The organism is Pseudomonas sp. XP2 (assembly GCF_053557975.1).
The window spans coordinates 108,381-114,741 of record NZ_JBNRIK010000006.1 but is presented as its reverse complement, the minus strand read 5'-3'; the positions used below and the strand labels follow the sequence as shown (position 1 = coordinate 114,741).

Genomic DNA, 6,361 nt, shown 5'->3' with positions numbered 1-6,361 from the left:
GCGCCTTTGTAGGAGCAGCCTTGTGCTGCGAAGAGGCCGAGCCTGTATATGAAGATGCCTAACGATTAACCAAGGCCAGTGCCTTTTCGGCAATCTCCCGGGTCAGCTCCCCCGCAGGCATGTGCCTACCCAACCTCAGAGCCTGCCCTGCCCAGAGGTTGCTGAAGTCACTGTTACCCTGCGGATCGGTGATCGCCCGCAAAGGCATCAGTGCCCCACCCGCCAGCGGGAAGCGCGGTGCCAGGTCGCTCATCGGCCCTAGCTCGCGCATGATGCGGTTGTTGATGCCACGCGCCGGTCGGCCGGTAAACAGGTTGGTCAACGCCGTGTCGCTGGCGGGCGCGCTGTCCAGCGCCTGGCGGTGCGCCGGCGAAACCTTGGCCTCGGGGCAGAACAGGTAAGCCGTGCCGATCTGCACTGCCGAAGCGCCCAAGGCCAGTGCCGCCACCAGGCCGCGGTGGTCACCGATACCGCCTGCGGCGATCACCGGCACGCTGACCGCGTCCACCACCTGCGGCACCAGGGCAAAGGTGCCGATCTGGCTGGTAATGTCGTTGCTGAGGAACATGCCCCGATGGCCACCGGCTTCATAACCCATGGCGATGATCGCGTCACAGCCATTGCGTTCCAGCCAGACTGCTTCTTCCACCGTCGTCGCGCTGGACAGGACCTTGGCACCACTGGCCTTCACCCGATGCAGCAGGTCAGCCTGGGGCAGGCCGAAGTGGAAGCTCACCACCTCCGGGCGCAGTTGCTCGATCAGCTGGCAGCTTTGTTCGTCGAACGGCGCACGGTTGGACACTGGCGTGGGGGCCGTGAAATCGGCACCCGTTTCGCTGTAATAAGGCTCAAGCGCCTGCTTCCAGCGTGCATCACGCTCGGCATCGGGCGCTGGCGGCTGATGGCAGAAGAAGTTCAGGTTCAGCGGGCGGCCCGGGCAAGCCTTTCGAAAGGCTGCGATCTCGCCACGCACCTGTTCGCCTGTGAGCATGGCGCAGGGCAGGGCGCCAAGCCCCCCGGCGTCGGCCACGGCAATGGCCATGGCCGAACCGCTGGCACCGGCCATGGGCGCCTGCAGAATGGGCAACTCGATGCCCAGCAGATCGAGGATACGACGGTCGGGCCAGTTGCTCATGCAGTTCTCCTTGGCGCGCAGCCTTACAGTGCCTTGCTCACATGAATGTCGCTGATCTTGTCGGCGTCGTCGCCGTGGATCTTGCGCAGGGTATCGAGGGCCTGCTCCTGCGAGGCGTCGGGCATGACGGCGAAATCCCAGCGGCGCTCGCCGTCGAGCTTGTATTTGATGACGTATTTGATGTTCTGGGTCATGGCAGTCTTATCTGAGTTTCGACGAAGAGCGACGGATGATCTTGATCTTGTGGCTCAAGGTTGGCTTGCGCGTCACCGAGATCGGGCGCGTGGTCACGGTGTCGATGGTGATGTTCCAGAAACCGGTGCTGGGTACCGTAATTTTGGCCGGGAAGTCGACAAACTGACCGCCGTGGTAGGTGTGACGGCCGCCGTTCTTGAAGCTGCGGAAGTTGGCGTCGTTCATCAGGCGGATATTGCAGCGCTGGGAGCATTCGATGACGACGATGTCGTCCTCGTTGAGGTGCTCGCGCTGGTGGACGAATTTCATGTGATGCTCCGCAAGGGTTGGATCTGTAAAGGCAAAAGATACCACGATGTGTCGCTACACTGGCGCGCTCGATGGTCAGGCCCCGCTAAATCTGCCAATGCAGGGAGCAAAACGGCCTGGTTGTGGTCGAACTGGATTCTTGAAGGCTGAGGTGCTCTAAATGAAGTGGATGGTGGCGGTGGTGTCTTTGGCTCTGGGCGGTTGTGTGAGTGTTTCGGAACTGGAGCAATCCCACGAGACGCTGGATGTGATTTCCGGCAAGACCCCGCGTGAATATGCCGACTGCATCAAGCTAAAGCTGGCTGATACGCGCGATCCGTTGGTAGAGGAGCCACGTGGCGACGGCCTGCGCCTGATCGTGCCGCAGAAAATCAGCTCCGGGGCAGGCCCTGCGGCGCTGGTGGACATCGACAAGCGTGGCGGCGGCAGCAGCATCAAGCTGCATGAGCGGCTGAACAACTTCCCCCTGCGCCTGGGCGATGTGCGCACGGCGGCCACCCAGTGCATCTCCGGACATTGATCTGAGGCAACGGACCTTCCTGTCTTTGCTTATATGTTTTAAGCCTAAACATATAACAAAAGAAAAGGAGATTCGTGATGACACCGTTCAGACGCGCCCTGGTCGGCGGCATGCTGGTCCTGGCCTGGCCCATGGCACATGCCGTGGAGGGCCAGAAAATCTTCACCCAGGGTGGGGCCAACCCCGCCGCCATGGCGTGCCTCGGGTGCCATGGCCCGGACGGCAAAGGTATCGCCGCTGCCGGCTTTCCACGTCTGGCCGGGTTACCGGCCGGTTACCTCAGCAAGCAATTGCACGATTGGCGCAGCGGCAGCCGCAAGCAGCCGGTGATGGAGCCATTGGCCAAGGCCTTGACCGAGGATGAAATCGAGGCGGTGAGTGCCTATCTGGCCAGCCTGCCGGCCGACCCCGCCAGCAAGTTGTGGCGCCAGCAAATCGCCGTTGACCCTACCACCCGAATGGCCCTTTACGGCGACTGGAGTCGTCAGATCCCGGGGTGTGTGCAGTGCCATGGTCCTGGCGGCGGTGGCGTTGGCGAACACTTTCCGCCTTTGGCCGGCCAGCCTGCCAGTTACCTGGTGGCCCAGCTCAATGCCTGGCGTGACGGCAGCCGCAGCAATGACCCCAACCAGCTGATGGTTGGCGTGGCCAAGGCCATGACCGATGAGGAGATCAAGGCTGTTGCCGAGTTATTCGCCCGCGCCGTCAGCCAGGAGGTCAAGCCATGAAACCGATGATTCCAACGCTGTTGCTGTTGGCCATGGGCAGCGCCCAGGCGGCCGTGCCGATCGCCATGGAAGATCAGTCGCAGTTGAACGTGCCTGGCCTGCAGGCTGCGCCGCAGTTCGTGCCGCCCGCTGAAAACGCGTTGCCCGACAACGCCTTTGGCAAGATGGTGCGCGAGGGCCATGCCCTGTTCGTCGATACACGCCGGCTGATGCCCGAGGCCGTGGGCAACGGCATGAACTGCAGTAACTGCCACCTCGACCAGGGGCGGCTGGCGCATTCGGCGCCGATGTGGGGCGCTTATCCGATGTACCCCGCATACCGCAAGAAAAACGACAAGGTGAATACCTATGCCGAGCGGATCCAGGGGTGCTTCCAGTTCAGCATGAATGGCAAGCCACCTGCCGCTGACAGCCCGCAAATGACGGCATTGGCGACCTATGCCTACTGGCTTTCGACCAAGGCGCCAACGGGGGTGGAAATTGCCGGGCGGGGTTACCCGGAAGTGCCGCAGCCCCAGGGCGGCTATGACTTCAAACGTGGCCAGCAGGTGTACCGCGAGCAATGCGCGATCTGCCATGGCGACAACGGTGAAGGGCAGAAAGTGGCCGGTGAGTACGTGATGCCGCCGTTGTGGGGCAAGGAGTCCTACAACTGGGGCGCCGGTATGCACCGTATCAACACAGCGGCGTCGTTCATCAAGTCCAACATGCCGCTGGGCAAGCCGGGCAGCCTCAGCGATCAGCAGGCCTGGGACGTGGCGGCGTGGATCAACCGCCACGAACGGCCGCAGGACCCGCGGTTGGTCGAGGGCTCCATCGAGAAGACGCGGGTGAAGTTCCATGCCAATGACGGCGTGAACCTGTATGGTCAGAAGGTAGATGGGGTGCTGATCGGGCAGGGCACCGGTAGCTGATGCAGCACCTGTGCCGGCCTCTTCGCGGGTGAACCCGCTCCCACAGAATCTGTGCAGAGCTCAGGCCTGATGCGGTACCTGTGGGAGCGGGTTTACCCGCGAAAGGGCCGGTACAGGCACCCTTGTTTTGCTGTCATCCGCCCGTCATGTATGACGTTATTATTTACGATCCCCCGGAACTATCTACACTGGGTTATCTCTATGATGGCATCGGTCGCTATCGGGGGGCATTGTAAGGTGAGTGCCGCCTGATTAGACTGCGGCGAATTCCACAGGCCTAGCCTTTGTTAAGGACGTATATGATCAAAAAATGCTTGTTCCCGGCGGCCGGCTACGGCACTCGCTTCCTGCCCGCAACCAAAGCCATGCCCAAGGAAATGTTGCCGGTGGTCAACAAGCCACTGATCCAGTATGGCGTTGAAGAAGCATTGGATGCTGGTCTGAACGAAATCTCCATCGTGACCGGCCGCGGCAAGCGCGCCCTGGAAGACCACTTCGACATCAGCTACGAGCTGGAAAACCAGATCAAGGGCACCGACAAGGAAAAATACCTGGTGGGTATCCGTCGCCTGCTCGACGAGTGCTCGTTCTCCTACACCCGTCAGACCGAAATGAAAGGCCTGGGCCACGCGATCCTCACCGGCCGCCCGCTGATTGGCGACGAGCCGTTTGCAGTGGTGCTGGCGGACGACCTGTGCGTCAACCTTGACGGTGACGGTGTGCTGGCGCAGATGGTCAAGCTGTTCAAGCAATACCGCTGCTCGATCGTCGCGATCCAGGAAGTCGATCCGCAGGAAACCAACAAGTATGGCGTCATTGCCGGCGAGGAAATCCGTGACGGTATCTTCCGTGTGGACTCGATGGTCGAGAAGCCCAAGCCTGAAGATGCGCCATCGAACCTGGCCATCATCGGCCGCTACATCCTGACCCCGGATATCTTCGAGAAGATCGAGCAGACCGAGCCGGGCAAGGGTGGCGAGATCCAGATCACCGACGCGCTGATGAAGCAAGCGGCCGAAGGTAACGTGATCGCCTACAAGTTCAAGGGCAAGCGTTTCGACTGCGGTGGTGCCGAAGGCTACATCGAGGCGACCAACTTCTGCTTCGAGAACTTCTACAAAGCTGGCAAGGCTTACTGATAAGCCCCGCAGGTCATAGAGAGCCACCCTTCAGGGTGGCTTTTTTGTTTGCAGTGGCCAACGGCGTTATGCTGTGCGCCTGCCTAGGAGAGTGAATACATGGCCTACGATTTTGATCTGTTCGTGATTGGTGCCGGGTCCGGCGGTGTGCGCGCAGCGCGCTTTGCGGCGAGCTTCGGCGCAAAAGTGGCAGTGGCCGAAAGCCGCTACCTGGGTGGCACCTGCGTCAACGTCGGCTGCGTGCCGAAAAAACTGCTGGTGTACGGCGCGCATGTCGCGGACGAACTGGAGCAGGCCGCGGGTTACGGCTGGACCCTGGAAGAAGGGCATTTCGACTGGGGCACCCTGATTGCCAACAAGAACCGCGAGATCGAGCGCCTCAACGGCATCTACCGCAACCTGCTGGTCAACAGCGGCGTCACCCTGCTGCAGGGCCATGCACGCCTGACCGGTGCCAATGAAGTGGAGGTGGAAGGCCAGCGCTACACCGCCGAGCACATCCTTATCGCTACCGGTGGCTGGCCGCAGATCCCGGACATCCCGGGCAAGGAACTGGCGATCACCTCCAACGAAGCGTTCTACCTCAAGGCGCTGCCAAGGCGGGTGCTGGTGGTCGGCGGTGGCTACATTGCCGTCGAGTTCGCCGGTATCTTCCAGGGCCTGGGGGCCGACACCACGCTGCTGTACCGTGGCGACCTGTTCCTGCGCGGCTTCGATGGCTCGGTGCGCACGCACCTGAAGGAAGAACTGGAAAAGCGTGGCCTCGATCTGCAATTCAATGCCGACATCCAGCGTATCGACAAGCTTGAAGATGGCAGCCTCAAGGCCACCCTGAAGGACGGCCGCGAGCTGGTTGCAGACTGTGTTTTCTACGCTACAGGCCGGCGCCCGATGCTGGACAACCTGGGCCTGGAAAACACCGGTGTCGAGCTGGATGCGCGTGGTTACATTCGTGTCGACGAGCAGTACCAGACGACTGCGCCTTCGATCCTGGCCATTGGCGATGTGATCGGCCGTGTGCAGCTTACCCCGGTGGCCTTGGCCGAAGGCATGGCCGTGGCGCGGCGCCTGTTCAAGCCGGAGCAGTACCACCCGGTGGACTACCAGAACATCCCGACGGCGGTGTTCAGCCAGCCGCCTATCGGTACTGTTGGCCTGACCGAGGAGCAGGCGCTGGAGGCCGGGCACAAGGTGCAGGTGTTCGAAAGCCGTTTCCGCGCCATGAAGCTGACCCTGACCGACATTCAGGAAAAGACCCTGATGAAGTTGGTGGTGGATGCCGAGACTGACAAGGTGCTGGGTTGCCACATGGTTGGCCCTGACGCTGGCGAAATCATCCAGGGCCTGGGCATTGCCCTGAAGGCCGGTGCGACCAAGCAGCAATTCGACGAAACCATCGGCGTGCACCCGACGGCGGCCGA

The 6,361-nt window shown here is 61.6% G+C and carries 8 protein-coding genes; 5 read left to right on the top strand and 3 right to left on the bottom strand.

Annotated features, from left to right (window positions below):
• Positions 1 to 58: 58 nt before the first annotated feature.
• The 3 genes from ACK1VC_RS09475 to ACK1VC_RS09465 are packed head-to-tail and all read right to left on the bottom strand — an operon-like array spanning position 59 to position 1,639.
• The gene (locus tag ACK1VC_RS09475) at positions 59 to 1,135 is read right to left on the bottom strand and encodes an NAD(P)H-dependent flavin oxidoreductase (protein WP_016487933.1); all 1,077 of its coding nucleotides are present in this window, start codon (positions 1,133 to 1,135) and stop codon (positions 59 to 61) included.
• Positions 1,136 to 1,158: 23 nt separating this feature from the next.
• Complete coding sequence (locus ACK1VC_RS09470) at positions 1,159 to 1,329, bottom strand: hypothetical protein (protein WP_191086753.1); 171 nt, start codon at positions 1,327 to 1,329, stop codon at positions 1,159 to 1,161.
• A gap of 7 nt (positions 1,330 to 1,336) precedes the next feature.
• Positions 1,337 to 1,639: a DUF1883 domain-containing protein gene (locus ACK1VC_RS09465; RefSeq protein ID WP_016487931.1), complete on the bottom strand. Its 303-nt coding sequence runs from the start codon at positions 1,637 to 1,639 to the stop codon at positions 1,337 to 1,339.
• A 160-nt stretch (positions 1,640 to 1,799) separates the two neighbouring features.
• Between ACK1VC_RS09465 and ACK1VC_RS09460 the strand changes: the two genes are divergently transcribed.
• The 5 genes from ACK1VC_RS09460 to gorA all read left to right on the top strand — a co-directional run.
• The gene (locus ACK1VC_RS09460; RefSeq protein WP_016487930.1) at positions 1,800 to 2,159 is read left to right on the top strand and encodes a hypothetical protein; all 360 of its coding nucleotides are present in this window, start codon (positions 1,800 to 1,802) and stop codon (positions 2,157 to 2,159) included.
• Positions 2,160 to 2,236: 77 nt separating this feature from the next.
• Positions 2,237 to 2,887, top strand: coding sequence for a c-type cytochrome (locus ACK1VC_RS09455; protein WP_191086752.1), 651 nt, complete (start codon positions 2,237 to 2,239; stop codon positions 2,885 to 2,887).
• Positions 2,884 to 3,801, top strand: a complete 918-nt coding sequence (locus tag ACK1VC_RS09450; protein WP_016487928.1) for a c-type cytochrome — start codon at positions 2,884 to 2,886, stop codon at positions 3,799 to 3,801. Before ACK1VC_RS09455 ends, ACK1VC_RS09450 begins: the two co-directional genes overlap by 4 nt.
• A 299-nt stretch (positions 3,802 to 4,100) precedes the next feature.
• Positions 4,101 to 4,940: a UTP--glucose-1-phosphate uridylyltransferase GalU gene (galU, locus tag ACK1VC_RS09445; RefSeq protein WP_016487927.1), complete on the top strand. Its 840-nt coding sequence runs from the start codon at positions 4,101 to 4,103 to the stop codon at positions 4,938 to 4,940.
• A gap of 99 nt (positions 4,941 to 5,039) precedes the next feature.
• The coding region (gene gorA / locus ACK1VC_RS09440; protein ID WP_449117947.1) for a glutathione-disulfide reductase at positions 5,040 to 6,361 on the top strand (1,322 nt) is incomplete at its 3' end.

What these genes read in the sequence shown, in the direction of transcription:
- ACK1VC_RS09475 (WP_016487933.1), bottom strand. Translation starts at nt 1,135, where the DNA reads ATGAGCAACTGGCCCGACCGTCGTATCCTCGATCTGCTGGGCATCGAG.
- ACK1VC_RS09470 (WP_191086753.1), bottom strand. Translation starts at nt 1,329, where the DNA reads ATGACCCAGAACATCAAATACGTCATCAAATACAAGCTCGACGGCGAG.
- ACK1VC_RS09465 (WP_016487931.1), bottom strand. Translation starts at nt 1,639, where the DNA reads ATGAAATTCGTCCACCAGCGCGAGCACCTCAACGAGGACGACATCGTC.
- ACK1VC_RS09460 (WP_016487930.1), top strand. Translation starts at nt 1,800, where the DNA reads ATGAAGTGGATGGTGGCGGTGGTGTCTTTGGCTCTGGGCGGTTGTGTG.
- ACK1VC_RS09455 (WP_191086752.1), top strand. Translation starts at nt 2,237, where the DNA reads ATGACACCGTTCAGACGCGCCCTGGTCGGCGGCATGCTGGTCCTGGCC.
- ACK1VC_RS09450 (WP_016487928.1), top strand. Translation starts at nt 2,884, where the DNA reads ATGAAACCGATGATTCCAACGCTGTTGCTGTTGGCCATGGGCAGCGCC.
- galU (WP_016487927.1), top strand. Translation starts at nt 4,101, where the DNA reads ATGATCAAAAAATGCTTGTTCCCGGCGGCCGGCTACGGCACTCGCTTC.